Origin of the sequence: Sorangium sp. So ce204 (genome assembly GCF_051526795.1) — a bacterium.
Taxonomy (GTDB): Bacteria; Myxococcota_A; Polyangia; order Polyangiales; family Polyangiaceae; genus Sorangium; species Sorangium cellulosum_B.
Map to the genome: position 1 here is coordinate 2,101,421 of NZ_CP150317.1, position 16,379 is coordinate 2,117,799.

A 16,379-nucleotide genomic window follows, 5' to 3' on the forward strand; every position below is an offset into this window, starting at 1 on the left:
CGTGCGGCGGGCGCCCCTCAGCGCAGGTGGCCCACCGATTCATGGCAGCGCACGCACGAGAGCCCCGCGGCCCCGTGGTGCTCGCTGTCGATCGCGTCCACGACGTCGCCGTGGCACCCGCGACAGGCCTCCTCCGTGATGCGCAGATTGCTGGGCTTGATCCGGATCGGGTCCGGGAAACGGCCCGAGGTGAAGGCGAACGAGTGCCAGAACCCGTTCGACGCCTTCGTGGCATATTTACCCAGGAACGTGTGCGGCGCGTGACAGTCGTTGCATCCTGCCACGGCCCGGTGGCTGGAGCGCTGCCACCCGGCGAACTGCTCGTTCATGATGTGGCAGTTGGCGCACGCCGATGGATCGCTCCCCAGGTACGAGGCGCCCTTCGCATAAACGAAGGTGTACCCGCCGAGCCCGGCGGCCACGCCGAGCGCGACGCAGAGCGCGAGGAGCAAGGCTCCTGTGGAGCCGCGCCCGCCGCGCGCTCGCTCGCGCGCCGGCGGCTCCGGCGGTTCATCTCGCCGTTGCCCTTCCGTCATGGGATCTCGCTCGTGGGTCATCTATCGCCGGACCGGTTCATCGATGCTCGATGATCGACCCGCCGCTTTGCAAGGCAGGTGCCGCTACGTCTCGGCCGGAGCGGCGATCGACGGCCCGGCGGCGGGGACGAGCGCACTCGGCGCGAAGGGCGACCGCGGGACGCCGCGGCAGGCCGGCGCACGGGGCCGCAAGGCGTGCGCAGCGGCGCAGATTCCGCGCTGGCGGGCGCGCCCGGCGGCCGCTGTTCCCGCCGCGGCCCGTCTGCGCTAGGGAGCTGGCCAGGAGACGTCACGTGACCGCCCGCTCGCCACGCAGCCAGCCGCCGCCACGCCCGCGAGCGCCGGCCTGCCTCCGGCGAACCACCGTATCCGGCCGCCGGACTCCGAGCTCGGCGCCGGCCGGGGGCGTGCCTTACCGGCGTTATCGCGTCGACGAGCGCACGCTCGGAGGGAACAGGTGATATGACGACAGCTGCCCCGCACCAGAAGACGCCGTTCACGCCGTACCAGCGGCGGCTGTTCTGGTTCCTGAGCGTGGCCTCGTTCTTCGAGGGCTACGACTTCCTGGCGCTCACGCAGATATTGCCCAACTTCGGCGCGCAGATGGGCCTCTTGCCCCGCCACGAGGGGCTGCTCGTCGGGGTCATCAACTCGGGCACGATGATCGCGTATCTGCTCGTGCGCAAGGCCGACCAGTGGGGGCGGCGGCGGGTGCTCTCGGTCACCATCGCGGGGTACACGATCTTCTCCGTGCTGACGGCGTTCTCGCCGAACGTCTATGTCTTTGCCGTCTTGCAGCTCCTCGCGCGCATCTTCCTCCTCGGCGAGTGGGCGGTCAGCATGGTGTACGCGGCCGAGGAGTACCCGAGCGATCGGCGCGGGATGGTGATCGGCGTCATCCAGGCGTTCTCGAGCCTCGGATCCATCGTGTGCGCGGGCGTCGTGCCGCTGCTCCTCGCGACGCCGTACGGGTGGCGCAGCGTGTACCTCGTCGGCGGCATCCCGCTCGTGCTCATCGCGGTCGCGCGGCGCGGCCTGCGCGAGACAGCCCGGTTCGAGCAGGTGGCGGCCGAGCGAAAGGGGGAGGGGACGCCGCCGTTCACGCGCATCCTGCGCACGCCGTATCGCAAGCGGATGCTGCAGCTCGCCTTGATCTGGGGGCTCACGTACGTTTGCACCCAGAACGCGGTGACGTTCTGGAAGACGTTCGCGCTCCGGGAGCGCGGGCTCAGCGACGGCGAGGTGGGCGGCAGCATCACGTTCGCCGCGCTCGCCTCGATGCCGCTCATCTTCGCCTCGGGCAAGCTGCTCGACGTGGTGGGCCGCCGCAAGGGCGCGGTGATCATCTATGTGCTGGCGGCGGCCGGCGTGCTCGGCGCTTACTCGCTGGGCTCGCGCGGCGCTCTCACGGCGGCGCTGGTCTTCGCCATCTTCGGCGCGAGCGGGGTGCTCCCCGTGCTGAACGCCTACATGACCGAGCTCTTCCCCACGCACCTCCGGAGCGACGCGATCGCCTGGTCGAACAACCTGCTCGGCCGGATCGGCTACATGATCTCTCCGATCGCCGTCGGCTTCGCCGCGGAGGAGATCGGCTGGGGACCGGCGGTGTCCGCGACGGCGCTCTTCCCGCTGGTCGCGCTCGCGCTCATCCTGTGGCTCCTGCCGGAGACGCGCGGCAAGGAGCTCGAGGAGACGGCGCGGGTATAGCCCAGCTTCGTGTGTCAGAGATCCGGCCAAGGGGCGCCGGCACGCCACGAAGAACACAAAAATCTTGGCGTCTCGTGGCGCCCTGGCGGTTCCAGCATTCTGGCAGGGCGGGGTAGGTACCACACCACCGGGCGCCGAGGGCAAACGAGCGGGCTGAGACGTGGTTGCTGTCGGAGGCTCACAGGCTGCGGGCCGGCCCGGCTGGTGATCGTGTCATGACGGAGCGCGCCCGCGGGGATCGAGCGGTCGCCGCGGGGCTCGAGCGGTTCCGCACCAAGCCGCAGTTTTTGAGCTCCTGCGGTCTGGAGCTCGTCATCCGTTAATTTGGTGGGAGCGCTGGGCTGGTCTAGATCCGCCCCGTCCGAACGATCCCGATCGGCCTGTACGGAAGAGCCTCACCAACGCGTCGTCGCACGTCTGTGTGCGAGCGGCCGAGGTGCGCACGGAATACAGACCGCCAAGACATTCAGGTCGCCCGCGTCGCCCCTGTCGACGTCGCGCGCGAGAAGTCAGCGAACATGCAACCTTTCACGCTGCCCGACTTCTACATGCCGCATCCGGCGCGCCTCAATCCGCACCTCGAAGGTGCGCGCGCGCATACCAAGGCCTGGTCCTACGAGATGGGGATCCTGGAGGAGAACCCGAAGGAAAAGCCCATCTGGACCGAGCGCGACCTCGACGCGCACGACTACGCGCTGCTCTGCGCGTACACCCACCCCGACGCGCCCGCGCCCGAGCTCAATCTGATCACGGACTGGTATGTCTGGGTGTTCTTCTTCGACGACCATTTCCTCGAGATTTACAAGCGCACCAAGGACATGCGCGGCGCCAAGGCGTACCTCGACCGCCTGCCGCTCTTCATGCCCGTCGTGCCCACGGGGGCGCCGCCGGAGCCGACGAACGTGGTCGAGCGCGCGCTCGCGGACCTCTGGGCGCGGACCGTCCCGCTCACATCGGTGCACTGGCGCGAGCGCTTCCTCGAGGCGACGAAGAACCTGATGCTCGAATGCATGTGGGAGCTCGCCAATATCCAGGAGAACCGCGTCGCGAACCCGGTCGAATACATCGAGATGCGCCGCAAGGTCGGCGGCGCGCCCTGGTCCGCGGGCCTCGTCGAGATCGCCGTGGGCGCCGAGGTCCCGGCCGCCGTCGCCGCGACGCGCCCCCTCGAGGTCCTGCGCGACACGTTCTCGGACGGCGTCCACCTGCGCAATGACCTGTTCTCGTACCAGCGGGAGGTCGAGGTCGAAGGGGAGAACGCCAACTGCGTGCTCGTCCTCGAGCGTTTCCTCGGCGTCCCCACGCAGAGGGCGGCCGATCTCACGAACGAGATCCTGACGTCGCGGCTCCAGCAATTCGAGAACACGGCGCTCGTCGAGGTGCCGGCGCTCTGCGTCGAGCACGGGCTGACGCCGGCGCAAGCCCTCGACGTCGCCAGGTACGTGAAGGGGCTGCAGGATTGGCAGTCTGGCGGCCACGAATGGCACATGCGATCGAGCCGCTACATGAACGAAAACGCGGACAGATCCGCGGGCGTCCCCGATTTCCCCGGGACGCCGGCGGGACTCGGCACCTCGGCGTTCCGGATCAGGCTCACGCCCGCCGCCCTGGGTTTGCAGCGGATCAAGACCCTCACCCACGCCCCGTTCCAGCCTGTGGGCAGGACGCCGCTCCCGAAGATCACCATGCCGTTCAAGCTCCGCTTGAGCCCGCATCTCGCCGCGGCGCGCCGGAGCACCGTCGAGTGGGCCCGGAGGTTCGCGATGCTCGACGTGGTGCCGGGCGTCTTCGGGTCCGGGATCTGGGACGAGCGCAGGCTCATCGGCTTCGATTTCCCCATCTGCGCCGCGGGCATTCACCCGGACGCGTCCCCGCACGAGCTCGACCTGAGCTCGGCCTGGCTGACGTGGGGGACATACGGCGACGATTACTTCCCGCTCGTGTTCGGCGCGACGCGGGACATGGCGGGCGCGAAGCGGTTCAACGCCCGGCTCTCGATGTTCATGCCCCTCGACTGCGCGGGCGCCCCGGTGCCCGAGAACCCGGTGGAGAGCGGCCTGCTGGATCTCTGGATCCGCACGGCCTCCCCCATGTCGATGAATTCGCGGCAATCGCTCCGCCGCAGCGTCGAGACGATGACCGGGAGCTGGCTCTGGGAGCTCCTGAACCAGATCCAGAACCGGATCCCGGATCCGGTCGATTACATCGAGATGCGCCGCAAGACGTTCGGCGCCGATCTCACGATGAGCCTGCCCAAGCTCACGCTGGGCGATGTGGTCCCGGCCGCGGTCTTCCGCACGCGGACGATGCGAGGGCTCGACAACACCACGGCCGACGTGGGCGGGTGGATCAACGATCTCTACTCGTACCGCAAGGAGATCGAGTTCGAGGGCGAGATCAGCAACCTCGTGCTGGTCGCCGAGCGGTTCCTCGAATGCGACGCGCAGCGCGCCAAGGAGGTCGTCAATGACCTGATCACGGCGCGCGTGCTGGAGTTCGAGCACATCGTGGCGACCGAGCTGCCCCGCATCCTCGACGAATTCGACCTCGACAAGGCGGCCCGCGAGGCCGTGCTCGGGTACGTCGAGAACCAGCGGTTGTACATGGCTGGCGTCCTCAACTGGCACGTCGTGACGAGCCGGTACGTGGACGCGGAGCTCGAGCGCCGGCCGATCGAACGGGCGATCGACGGCGCGCGTGGGTTTGGCGCCTCTGCGGCGCGTATCAGCAGCTTCTTCGGCGCCGGAAGAGCCGGCGCCGCGGCGCCTGCTGCGAAGGCGGATCTTTCAATGGGTACGGCGCGGTCCGTGCCGGCGAAGCACGGGCGGGCCTAGCCGTCCGGGAAAGAGGGACTCATGTCTATCACAGGGAATCTGGGTTCGATCGATCAGCACCAGACCAGCCTCGCGACGGCGGCCGCGAGGCAGCTCGCGACGACGACCAAGTCGGCGCCGCAGATGCAGGGCATCTCGTCGCGGTGGCTGCTCAAGCTCCTGCCGTGGGTGCACGTCAACGGCGTGTACCGCGTGAACCGCCGCCTGAGCTATGCGGTGGGCGACGGGCGGGTGACGTTCACGAACACCGGCGCGAAGATCCAGGTCATCCCGCAGGAGCTCTGCGAGCTGCCGCTCCTCCGCGGCTACGAGGACGTCGAGGTCCTCACCGCGCTGGCGAACCGCTTCGTGCAGCGTGAATACAAGCCCGGCGACGTCATCACCGAGCGCGGCAAGGAGGCCGATCACATCTGCCTCATCGCGCACGGCAAGGTCAACAAGATCGGCGCGGGCAAGTACGGCGATGAGACGGTGCTCGCGGTCCTCGCGGACGGCGACCATTACAGCTACCAGGCGCTCCTGGAGACGCAGGATTACTGGACGTTCACGGCCAAGGCCGTCACGGCGGTCACGGTGCTGACGCTCCAGCAGAACGTCTTCGACGAGCTCGTCGCCCAGCACCCGTCGCTGAAGAAGCACCTCGACAGCTTCAAGGCGCTCGCCGCGAAGAAGCAGGACAACACGGGCGAGGCGGCGATCGAGATCGCGGCGGGCCACTCCGGCGAGCCCGTCCTCCCCGGCACGTTCGTCGATTACGAGACCTCGCCCCGCGAGTACGAGCTCAGCGTGGCGCAGACCGTGCTCCACATCCACACGCGCGTCGCGGATCTGTTCAACGAGCCGATGAACCAGACGGAGCAGCAGCTGCGCCTGACCATCGAGGCCCTGAAGGAGACCCAGGAGCACGAGCTCATCAACAACCGCGAGTTCGGCCTCCTGCACAACGCCGACCTCAAGCAGCGCATCCACACCCACAGCGGCCCCCCGACGCCGGACGACATGGACGAGCTCCTCGCCACGGTCTGGAGGGAGCCGTCGTTCTTCCTCGCGCCCCCGCGGGCCATCGCGGCGTTCGGCCAGGAGTGCAGCCGCGTCGGCGTCTATCCGCAGAGCATCGAGGTGAACGGCCACCGCGTCCCGGCGTGGCGCGGCATTCCGATCTTCCCGTGCAACAAGATCCCGGTCTCGGAGACGCGGACGACCTCGATCCTGCTCGTGCGCGCGGGCGAGAAGAACCAGGGCGTCATCGGCCTGCACCACGCCGGCATTCCGGACGAGGTCGAGCCGAGCCTCAACGTGCGCTTCATGGGGATCAACGAGAAGGCCATCATGTCGTACCTCGTCAGCCTCTATTACTCGACGGCCGTGCTGGTCCCCGACGCGCTCGGCGTCCTGGAGAGCGTCGAGATCGGACGCGCCCACGAGTGAGCCGCGAGCGGTAGGCGCTCCGCGTGTGCCCCGCGCGAACGCCGGGGATACGCGGAGCGCTCTGCTCTCCGAAGCCCGCAGAAGGAAAGGTACATCATGGCAAACGCCGAAAACCCTGGGATCGGGAACGATGGTGAGCGTTCGAGCCTCGGGACGCTGGGGGCGCGAAGGCTCGCGACGACGACCAAGTCGCATCCGCAGATGCAGGGGATCACGTCCCGGTGGCTCCTGCGGGTCTTGCCCTGGATCGAGGTCACGGGCGGCACGTATCGCGTGAACCGCCGCCTGAGTTATGCCGTCGGCGACGGGCGGTTGAGCTTCGGCAACGTCGGGGCGAAGGTGCAGGTGATCCCGCAGGAGCTCTGCGAATTGCCGCTCTTGCAAGGCTTCTCGGACGACGCCGTGCTCGACACCCTGGCGAGCCGGTTCGTCCAGCGGGAGTACAAGCCCGGCGCGCTGATCGCCGAGCGCGGAAAGCCAGCGGAGACGATCTTCCTGCTCGCGCACGGAAAGGCCCAGAAGCTCGGCGCAGGCAAGTACGGCGCCGACACGATCCTCGACGTCCTCGCGGACGGGGACCATTTCGGGGATCAGTCCGTCATCGAGTCGAACGACGTATGGACCTATTCGGTCAGGGCCGTCACGCCGTGCATCGTGCTCGAGCTCCCGCAGCGCGCCTTCGAGGAGCTGATCTCGCGATCCCCGGCGCTCCACGCGCACGTCGAGTCGCTCAAGGAGCGGCTGAAGAAGCCGCAGGACAAGCTCGGACAGGCGGCGATCGCCCTCGCCGCCGGTCACAAGGGCGAGCGCGCGCTCCCGGGGACGTTCGTCGATTACGAGACCGCGCCGCGTGAATACGAGCTCAGCGTCGCGCAGACGGTCCTCCGGCTCCACACGCGCGTCTCGGATCTCTTCAATGATCCGATGGATCAGCGAGAGGAGCAGCTCCGCCTGACCGTCCAGGCCCTGCGCGAGCGGCAGGAGTATGAGCTCATCAACAACCGTGACTTCGGCCTCCTGCACAACGCCGACCTGAAGCAGCGCCTCCATCCCCGGAGCGGCCCCCCGACGCCCGACGACATGGACGAGATCCTCTGCCGGCGCCGCAAGTCGCAGTTCTTCCTGGCGCACCCGCGCACGATCGCCGCCTTCCACCGGGAGTGCAGCCGCCGCGGCATCTACCCGACCAGCGTCGAGCTCTCCGGCACGCAGGTCGCGGCGTGGCGCGGCGTCCCGATCCTGCCTTGCGACAAGATCCCGATCAACGAGGACAAGACGAGCTCCATCCTCGTCATGCGCACGGGGCAGGAGCACCAGGGCGTCATCGGCCTCCACCGCACGGGCCTCCCCGAGGAGATCGAGCCCGGCGTCTCGGCCCGCAGGATGGAGACCGACGGAAAGGCCATTACGTCGTACCTTGTGAGCACCTATTACTCCGCCGCGGTGCTGGTGCCCGACGCGCTCGGCGTCCTTGAGAACGTCCAGATCGGTCGGTAGTCTCCACGGCGCCGATGACTCTGCATCTCGACCTGCTCCTCCATAACCTCGTCGCGCTGTGCATCGCGATCGTGGTGCTCCTGCTCCTCTCGGAGCTCGTGGTCAGGCTGATCCATCGGGGCTACGCCTTCGTCTTGCGCTCGCCGACGCTGGAGCACGTCACGGCCGACGAGCGCAAGTCGTTCCGGCGTCGCGTCCGTCGCCGCGCGCTCGTCTGGGTCGCGCTCGTCGGCGCCGCGCTCATGGGCGGCGCGGCGTTCGCCGCGGTTCGCGGGATTCGCGCCCTCGACGTGGTGAAGAGCGCGCTCGTCGGGCTCGCCGGCGACGATCCCGCGATCGCCAGGACGCGGTTGCTCACCGCGCTCGGGATCGCCGTCGGCGCGCTCTTCGCCGACGCCCTCGCCCGGGGGCTCGCCGACGCGCTGGGAAAGGCGGTCGCGCGCTCGGACTGGCTGGAGAAGCGGCGCGTGCCGGTCGCAGAGGTCACGATACGCCTGCGCAAGGCGCTCCGCGTGGTCGTCCTCGGCGCCGCCGCGGTCCTCCTCACCGAGAAGCTCGCGCTCGCGCCGGGGACCCAGCGCGCCGTATTGCTCGCCAGCTACACGCTGGGCGCGTTTTACGTGAGCCGCCTCGTGACGGGGATCGGATACCTCCTCCTCGATATCCTCTTCGACAACTCCACGAGGCTCGCCCGCCTCGAGAGCCCGCTCAGGTACCTCGGGAACCTGTCGCACCTGCTCGGGATCACGAAGCGCGTCGTCGATTATTGCGTGTACATCACGGCGGCGACGTGGGTCGCCGACGCGCTCACGCCCGACACGTGGCTCTCGCAGGCGGGGCGGGTCGGGCTCCGGATCATCGCGATCGTCTATGCGAGCCGGGTCCTCGTCGAGATCTGCGTGCTCCTCATCAACGACCTCTTCCTCGGGAAGGTGGCGGAGGAGAACCCCCAGACGCTCCAGCAACGAAAGACCCTGGTCCCCGTGGCCATGGGCTTCGTGCGGTACGCCATCTACTTCTCGGCTCTCGTGCTGGGTCTGCGCGAGGCTTCCATCGATCCGACGCCGCTGCTCGCCGGCGCCGGCGTCATCGGCGTGGCCATCGGCTTCGGCGCGCAGACGTTCGTGGGGGACATCGTGGCCGGCTTCTTCATCCTCTTCGAGAACCTGCTCCTCGTCGGGGATCTCGTGGAGATCGGCGGCATCCAGGGGCGCGTGGAGGAGATCGGCGTTCGTATCACGAAGATCCGCGACGAGATCGGCGTGCTCCATTCGATCCCGAATGGCGAGGTGCGCAAGGTCGCGAACCATTCGCGATCCTACGTGAACGCGGTGGTCGACGTGCACGTGCCTTATGAGGAGGACGTGCAGCGGGTGCGTGAGCTCCTCGCGAGGGTCGCCGAGAAGGAGGTCGAGCTGCAGACGGGCGCTCCGGGGCAGGTGGACGTCGGCGTGGAGGAGCTCAACGAGGGATCGATCGTCCTGCGTATCAGCGCGCGCGTGCCACCCGGCAAGAACAAGGAAGTGAACGATGCGCTGCGCGGCCGCGTCGTCGAGGAGCTTTGCAAAGCGCAGGTCAGCGCGCCGCGCCCGCGTCGAGCCGTCCTCATCGACAGCCAGCTCTCCGTCAAGAACCCGCCCAGGCGAGAAATCGAGGAATCCGCGCCCGTCACGCCTTTCTCGCCCGCGAGCGACGACTGACGAGCGGTTCGCCTCGCGGCCGTGCTCAGAGGCCCCGACAGCGCGAGGTGCGCCGTGTCCTCGATCAGGTCCCTCCGTGCCAGGAGCACGAAACCGGCGGGAAGCGGGGCCAATCAACGGAGGTCCACGGCGTCCGGCTGGCCGGCGGCACGGACCTGCCCTTTGCGGTCGACGCCGAGCTCCGGGCGCTCCGCGTCGACGTCTCGCGCGTGCCTGACATCGCGGCGGACCAGGCGATCACGCTGGAGATCGACTACGAGGCCGCCGAGAGCGACGCGCTCCACGTGATCCCCGCCCGCCGGGGGGACCCCGCCGCGTCGCGCGCCGTCTACACGCTCTCGGAGCCGCTCGACGCCGCGCTCTGGATGCCGTGCCACAACACGCCCGAGGACCGCGCCGTCTTCTCCATCGACCTCGGGATGGGCGCGCAGGAGACGATGATCGCGAACGGCACGCTCGTCTCCGACGAGCAGGGCGCGTCCGGCCGTCGCATGAAGTACGCGACGGACTACACGGTGCCCATCTACCTGATGGCCTTCGCGATCGGCGACTTCGAGGTCGAGGGCACGATGAAGGGGAGCCTCCCCGTCTCCGTCTGGCACCGGCGCGGCGTCCCGGGCGATTACGATCGTCTGCTCGACGAGGTGGTCCGCTCGATCGGCCTCTTCGAGGAGCTGCTCGTGCCGTATCCCTTCGAGAAGTACGCGCTGGTGCTCGTACCGGAGTATGGCGGCGGCCTCGAGAACCTCGGCATCACCTTCCAGGGGGAGTCCCGGAGCACCGCTCCGACCAGCTCCGGCGACCTGAGGCTCACGATCCACGAGCTCGGCCACCAGTGGTTCGGAGATCTCGTGACCGTCAAGACCTGGGACGATCTGTGGATCAAGGAGGGCATGGCGACGTTGCTCGCGGAGGAGGGCGCGCGCCTCTACCTGGATGAGAGCGGCGAGGGGACGCTGAACGGCGACTCCTTCGCGGCCGTCGTGGACTCCCTCATCGTGGATCCGGACCGCGGTCCCGACGAGAAGTACACGAGCGGACCTTACGGCCGCGCCGCGTGGCTGCTCACCCAGATCCGGAGCCTCATCGGGGAGGAGCCTTTCTGGGGCACGCTGCGCGACGTCCTCAACGAGCACCGCTTCGGCGCCATCGGCACGGACGAGTTCCTCGGCGCCTTCGCGCGGCACCTCGGCCCCGACGCGACCGCCCGCGCGCGGCGGGCGCTCCGGGCCAGCGAGCTCCCGCACCTCCATCTCGGGCGGTCGCCCTCCGGCGGCGTGCTCGTGACGCTGCGCGATCCGGACGGCGCGCTCGTCGCGCCGCTCGAGCTGCTCTGGATCGCGGACGACGGAGCGACGCGCTCGCAGGTGCTCGAGGTCGATCAGGCCGCGCACGTCGCCCCGCAGCGGGAGGGCGAGCTGCTGATCTTCGATCCGCTCGACCGCCACATCCCCTGGTTCTACCTCGTCGACTCCAGCCTGGACCCGGAGGACGACGCGGCGCGCTTCTCCTCGTTTCGCCTTCCCACGAGCCCCTCGCAGGTCGCGAGCCTCCTCGAGGCCGGCGGCGTCCACCAGACGGCCGCCCTCCATGTCGGCTTGCCGGAGACCCTGGCCCCGGGCGCGTTCGCGGATTTCCTCGACGGTCTCGACGCCGAGGACGCCAAGGGCATGGCGGTCGCGGCGGCGTGCGTCAGGGCCGCGGATCCGGCGCTGGATCCAGCGCTGCGCGCGGCGTGGTCGAGCGCGCTCGCGCCGCTGCTCGCGGGGCCGCCCTTCGCGCGCTGGACCGAGTTCACGCCGTCGCTGGAGTACGGGGCGTGCGGCGAGGTCGTCGACGCGCTGGCGCTCTACGCGGACGAGTGGTCGGCGCTCGCGGCGGGGCCGCCGGCCGGCGACCTCTCCGACGCGCACCTGCTGTTCCTGTACAACTTCGAGCTGCCGCTCGAGACGGTGGTATCGGCGTGGGGGAACGTCGCCAGGCAGTCCAGCTCGCTGCGCGCGCGCTCGCTCGCCATGACGAGGATCCGCCTCGACATCGATCGCGCTCGGCCGGAGCACGTCCCCGCCCTCCGCGCCTTCTTCGCCGAGATCGCCGTGTCCACGGAGGTGTTCGATCTCCTTTACCAGGCGCTCGACGGGATGAGTCGCACGAAGGCGCCCACCGCGTCGGAGAACGCGGAGGCCCTGGCCGCCCTGCGCCAGCTGCTGCGCGCGGCGCCGACGACGCCGCTCGACGGTTTGGCGGTGTGCGTCGCCCGCGAGCTGACCCAGGGCGACGCCGCGGCGTGGAGCGAGTTCGTCGGGGGCCTCGACGGCGTGGAGCTCTCCGCCGAGGCCGCCGCGATGCTCGCGGACCCGTCCAGCTGCTGAGGACGACGCCGCGCCTCGACCCATCCGAGCCGTCAGGTGCAGGCGCCGAGGCCCGGCAGCGCCGCGCGGCCGTGTGCACCGCGACGGACGCGGCCGCATGGCGCGGCTCCTCAGGGCCATGGACAATGAGCGCATGCCTCCCGGCGCTCCCGCGTCCGCCTCCCCGCGCCCCGGCGCGATCACCGACGTCGCCGGCATCGAGGTCGGCCATTTCACCGACAGCCGCCGCCCCACGGGCTGCACGGTGGTGCTGGCGCGCGAGGGCGCCGTCGCCGGCGCGGACGTGCGCGGCGCCGCGCCTGGCACGCGCGAGACCGACCTGCTCTCGCCCTCCAACGTGGTCGAGCGCGTCCACGGCGTCCTGCTGGCCGGCGGCAGCGCCTGGGGCCTCGACGCGGCCTGCGGCGTGATGCGCTGGCTGGACGAGCGCGGCGTGGGCATGACCGTCGGCCCCGCCCGGGTACCCATCGTGCCCGGCGCCGTGCTGTTCGACCTGGCGCTGGGCGACCCGCGTATCCGTCCCGACGCCGCCGCTGGCTACGCCGCCTGCGAGGCCGCGTCGAGCACGCCGCCCGCCGAAGGCAACGTGGGGGCCGGGGCCGGCGCCGTGGTCGGCAAGATCTTCGGCTTCCACCGCGCGATGAAGGGCGGCATCGGCGGCGCCTCCGTCACCGTCGGCGGCGTGACCGTGGGCGCCATCGTCGCCTGCAACGCGCTGGGCGACGTCGTCGACCCGGAGACGGGCCAGGTGCTCGCCGGCGCGCGCACGGAGCGCGGCACGCGCCTGCTGGACACGCGGCGCGCGCTGCTGCGGGGCGACGCGCCGAGGCCCATGCTCGCGGGCAGCAACACGACCATCGGCGTGATCGCCACCGACGCCGTGCTCACGAAGAGCCAGGCCGGCCGCCTCGCCACCGTGGGGCACGACGGCCTGGCGCGCGCGATCAACCCGCTGCACACGCTCTCCGACGGCGATGCCCTCTTCGCGCTGGGCACGGGCGCGTCCGGCGCGACGCTCGGTATGATGACCCTGTGCGTCATGGCGGCCGAGGTCTGCGCGCTGGCCGTGGTGCGCGCCATCCGCGCGGCGCAGGGCGTGACGCTCGGCGCTGCGTACCTGCCGGCGGCGGGGGACCTGGGATGATGCCTGTCGACGCGCGCTGAAGCCAGTCACGGTGCTGCGCTCGAAGCCGCGGCTCGTCCTCGTACTTCCGCCACGGGAGCCGCGACTCGTCCTCGTACTTCCTCTAGGCTGAACGAGGAGGACAAGGATGCCCACCATTGCGATCGTCGGCGCCGGCGTGGCCGGCCTGCATCTCGCGCTGCACCTCCAGAAGGAGGGCCTCGACGTGAGCCTCTACGAGGAGCGCACGCCGGACGAGATCCGGACGGGGCGCCTGCCCAGCACCGTCGGGCTCTCCCTGCTGACCCGGGAGCGCCAGCGGGCGCTCGGCGTCGCGCACTGGGAGGGGCCCGAACATGCCACGAGGACCATCCGGATCCGCGTCGCGGCCGAGCCGCCGATCGACTTCGTCGGCCGCCTCGCGGATCAAGCGCTCTTCATCGACATGCGGGTCTATCTGCCCCGGCTGCTCGAGGACTTCGTCGCGCGTGGCGGCCGCGTGGTGAGGGCCTCGCTCGACGCGGCCGGCGTCCGCGGCCTCGCCGCGGCGCACGACCTCGTGGTCGTCGCCACGGGGCGGGCGGGCCTCACGGACCTCTTCCCGAGGGTCCCCGAGCGAAGCCCGCACGCCGCGCCGATGCGGCGGCTCTTCGCGGGCATCGTCCGCGGGCTCCGCATGCCGCCCGGGCCGATGGAGTTCATGTTCCAGCTCTCCCCGGGGCACGGCGAGATCTTCGAGAACCAGTACATCACGCTCGGCGGGATCGTTCCCTCGCTGCTCATCGAGGCGATCCCCGGCGGCGCGCTCGAGCCGATCACGCGGATGCGCTACGAGGACGATCCGGCGCGCTTCGACGCGGCGCTGCTCGACGCGGTGCTCGCGCACGCGCCGCTCACGGCCGAGCGCGTCGATCGGGCGAGCTTCGGCGTGGCCGGCCCGCGCGACTACCTGACGGGCGCCGTGACGCCGGTGGTGCGCCGCGCGTACGCGCCCCTCGGCGGCGAGAGGTTCGCGCTCGCGCTGGGCGATCTCCACATCACCCACGATCCGATAACCGGCCAGGGCGCGAACATGGCCACGCTCGCGGCGTCGCTCGCCGCCGAGCAGATCGCCGGGCAGGCGGCCGCCGGCGCCGCGTTCGACGAGGCGTTCTGCGCGGACCTCGAGGACCGCCTCTGGAACGGGCTCCGGGCGGCCACGGAGTGGACGAACGCCTTCCTCCTGCCGCCGCCGGACCACGCGCTGGCCCTCCTCGTCGCAGCGTCGCGCAGCCAGCCGGTGGCCGACGCGTTCGCCACGAACTTCTCGTACCCGGAGCGCCAGTGGGCGATCCTCTCATCGCCCGAGGCGACCGCCAGCTTCATCGCGAGCCACGCCTGACGATCAGCTGAAGCGCGCCCGGATCGGCGCCGGGCTCTCGCAGATCGGGCACGCGTCCGCGCGCTCGGCGATCTTGCCGCAGTCCTTGCAATCGACGCGATAGCCGTGGAAGCCCGGGTCGTGCAGCTCGACGCTCGTCTGCGCCCTGTCCGCGCGCTTTCCCTCGTATTTCACGCGCATTGGCACGAACGCGATATAACGCACCTCGATGTGCTCGCACCGCGAGCACCGCTCCGGCACCGCGTACGCGTTGGTCGTCGTGAGCCCGCGCGCGAGGCCGCCTTCGGCGTGGCACCGCGGGCAGCGGTCGTCCGTGAACACGAGGTGCTGGCACGCGCCGCACGTGATCTCGTACAGCCCGTCGACGAACATCTCGCCCTTGTAGACCCACTTGACCGGCCCGACGGGCTCGCCCTCCATGAGCGGCACGAGCCCGTCGACATACGAGCGCAGGTTGAGCTTCTGTCCCCCGCACGCGGGACACCCCGCCTCGACCATCTCGGCAAACGCACGTTCGGAGAGCCTGCTCATGGTCGTCGCCTTCTAGCACGCCTCGCCGGCGGGAGGACCGAAATGGCGGGGCCGCGCCAAAGCCGGCCATGAAGGGCCCTGGCGCGCCGCGCTGGAGGGGCCAGCCTCCACACCTGGAGGCCGCGGCCTCCAGGGCATGACCTACGAGCGGGCCCAGGCCATTCCAGCAGGCACCCGGGATCACGCGAAGCCGGCGCTCGCTCCACAACCAAGCGCCGCGAACTCGGGGGTATTCCGCCCAGCGCGCGGCCTCCGGCGGCGCCGCGCAGGGCCGCCCAGCCGTGCCTCCAGCGCATGGCCTGACGATTGCAATTACGTCGATCCGTTGTTCCGTCGGTCGCACGGTCGGTCAGGCGATTCCCACCATGACGTCGAGGGATGGGAAGAGCGCCTGCCCAGCATCGATATCGCGCTCGCGTGAGACGAGCGCGCGGGCCTGCCGGCGCGGAGGCGCCGCGGCCGCGCGCGCCGCCCTGGGGGCGAGAGCGCCCCGACACGAACCGAACCCGAGGTGAACCATGTCGTCGGTCTCCATCAAAACAACGATGATCTTCATTCTCATCGGCGCGGCCGCGGGCTGCGCCGTGCCCGCCGAGAAGGACGCGCCGGAGGAAACGGCGGTCGAGTCGCAGGCCGTCGAGTGCAGCAAGGAGTGCATCCTGGCGATGGTGAACAGGCAGCTCTCGCTGATGGGCGAGTTCGGGAACGAGGAGGAGTTCACGCGGGCGCTCCGGGAGCTCGTGGCCATCGGCCCGGCGGTCGTCCCCGTGGTCGCCGAGGTCTACAAGGCGTGGTCGGTGTCGTTCCCGCCGGACAAGGCCGAATCGGCGAGGCCTGGCGAGATGCGCTGGCGGGCGGCTCACCTCCTTGGCCTGCTCGGCTCGCGCGACGGCATCAAGCCGCTGAACGAGATCGCCACGACGAAGCTCCCCGACCCCGAGGCCGACGAGCAGCTCTTCGCGGATGAATACCGCGTTCGCCTGCGCGCGATCGCCGGGCTCGAGGCGCTCGGCGCCGCGGAGGAGCTGAAGGCCATCTTCTCCGCGGGCGATCTCCTGCGCAACCCGGCGGCGGCGAGCCTCTACGCCCTCGGGATCGACGTCGGTGGGATCCAGCTGATCGACGCGCGCAAGGCGCTCGCGGAGGACGTCGCCGACGTCAAGGATTACAACCCGAACAACGGTCGACCGGCGCAGCCGGAGAAGCCCGGATCGCAGGTATTCAAGGTGGCTCCTCGGACCGACACGCCTGTCATCACTCGTTGAGGGAT

11 protein-coding genes are annotated in these 16,379 nt (G+C 70.2%); 9 read left to right on the top strand and 2 right to left on the bottom strand.

What is annotated here, in order from left to right; translation table 11 throughout:
• Positions 1-17 precede the first annotated feature (17 nt).
• Complete coding sequence (nrfH, locus tag WMF22_RS07880) at positions 18-536, bottom strand: cytochrome c nitrite reductase small subunit (RefSeq protein WP_437298494.1); 519 nt, start codon at positions 534-536, stop codon at positions 18-20.
• A gap of 462 nt (positions 537-998) precedes the next feature.
• On the opposite strand from nrfH, the gene WMF22_RS07885 reads away from it, so the two are divergent.
• From WMF22_RS07885 to WMF22_RS07920, 8 genes are all read left to right on the top strand, one after another.
• Positions 999-2,243, top strand: a complete 1,245-nt coding sequence (locus WMF22_RS07885) for an MFS transporter (RefSeq protein ID WP_437298495.1) — start codon at positions 999-1,001, stop codon at positions 2,241-2,243.
• Positions 2,244-2,761: 518 nt separating this feature from the next.
• A complete protein-coding gene (locus WMF22_RS07890) occupies positions 2,762-5,077 on the top strand; it encodes a family 2 encapsulin nanocompartment cargo protein terpene cyclase (protein WP_438035367.1) in 2,316 nt (771 codons plus the stop codon).
• Positions 5,078-5,098: 21 nt separating this feature from the next.
• Positions 5,099-6,505, top strand: coding sequence for a family 2B encapsulin nanocompartment shell protein (locus WMF22_RS07895; protein ID WP_437298497.1), 1,407 nt, complete (start codon positions 5,099-5,101; stop codon positions 6,503-6,505).
• Positions 6,506-6,601: 96 nt separating this feature from the next.
• A complete protein-coding gene (locus WMF22_RS07900) occupies positions 6,602-8,002 on the top strand; it encodes a family 2B encapsulin nanocompartment shell protein (RefSeq protein WP_437298498.1) in 1,401 nt (466 codons plus the stop codon).
• A gap of 14 nt (positions 8,003-8,016) precedes the next feature.
• Entirely contained in the window at positions 8,017-9,702 is a 1,686-nt protein-coding gene (locus tag WMF22_RS07905; protein ID WP_438035368.1) for a mechanosensitive ion channel family protein, read from the top strand.
• A 47-nt stretch (positions 9,703-9,749) separates the two neighbouring features.
• Positions 9,750-12,074 (top strand): M1 family metallopeptidase, encoded by a 2,325-nt coding sequence (locus tag WMF22_RS07910; protein ID WP_438035369.1) that lies wholly within the window; start codon positions 9,750-9,752, stop codon positions 12,072-12,074.
• A 133-nt stretch (positions 12,075-12,207) separates the two neighbouring features.
• The gene (locus WMF22_RS07915) at positions 12,208-13,218 is read left to right on the top strand and encodes a P1 family peptidase (RefSeq protein WP_438035370.1); all 1,011 of its coding nucleotides are present in this window, start codon (positions 12,208-12,210) and stop codon (positions 13,216-13,218) included.
• Positions 13,219-13,345: 127 nt separating this feature from the next.
• Entirely contained in the window at positions 13,346-14,578 is a 1,233-nt protein-coding gene (locus WMF22_RS07920) for a styrene monooxygenase/indole monooxygenase family protein (RefSeq protein WP_438035371.1), read from the top strand.
• A gap of 3 nt (positions 14,579-14,581) precedes the next feature.
• Here WMF22_RS07920 and WMF22_RS07925 read toward each other — a convergent pair whose 3' ends face one another.
• Positions 14,582-15,109, bottom strand: a complete 528-nt coding sequence (locus WMF22_RS07925) for a hypothetical protein (protein ID WP_012234081.1) — start codon at positions 15,107-15,109, stop codon at positions 14,582-14,584.
• Between the two features lie 545 nt (positions 15,110-15,654).
• Here WMF22_RS07925 and WMF22_RS07930 point away from each other — a divergent pair.
• Positions 15,655-16,374 (top strand): hypothetical protein, encoded by a 720-nt coding sequence (locus WMF22_RS07930; protein WP_438035372.1) that lies wholly within the window; start codon positions 15,655-15,657, stop codon positions 16,372-16,374.
• Positions 16,375-16,379 lie beyond the last annotated feature (5 nt).